This window comes from Rhodopseudomonas sp. WA056, assembly GCF_010906995.1.
Classification (GTDB): domain Bacteria; phylum Pseudomonadota; class Alphaproteobacteria; order Rhizobiales; family Xanthobacteraceae; genus Rhodopseudomonas; species Rhodopseudomonas palustris_G.
In genome coordinates this window covers 1-459 of record NZ_QPFS01000269.1, presented here as the reverse complement: position 1 = coordinate 459, position 459 = coordinate 1, and the positions used below count along the sequence as shown (strand labels likewise).

Annotated in this window: 1 protein-coding gene; it reads right to left on the bottom strand. The window is 66.7% G+C overall.

All coding sequences use genetic code 11. From position 1 onward, the window contains the following. The coding region (locus DU475_RS23970; RefSeq protein WP_246700411.1) for an OB-fold nucleic acid binding domain-containing protein at positions 1-459 on the bottom strand (459 nt) is incomplete at both ends.

Sequence of the window (459 nt, the reverse complement as noted above, 5' to 3'; positions counted from 1 at the left end):
GTGTATAAGAGACAGGTTGTTCGTAGAGGTCGGCGCCGTCCGGCAGCGCCGGGCGGGCGAGGCCTTCGGACAACCGAGCCATCTCGTGGCTGCGGTCGATCAGCCGATCGGCGACCAGATGCACCACGCCCTCCGGGCTCGCTTGGATCTTGCCTTCGACCAGGATCAGCCGGGCGCCCATCACTTCCTTGCGAAACTTCTCCATCACCGCCGGCCACACCACGATGTTGGCGATGCCGGTCTCGTCTTCGATGGTCATGAAGATCACGCCATTGGCGCTGCCCGGCCGCTGCCGCACCAGCACGACGCCGGCGCAGCGCACGCGCCGGCCGTTGCGCCGCGTGTCCGACACCTCGCGGCAGGTCACCACCCGCTCGGCGGCAAACAGCGCGCGGAGGAATTCCATCGGGTGCCCCTTCAGCGACAGCCGCACGGTCTGATAACTGTCTCTTATCCACC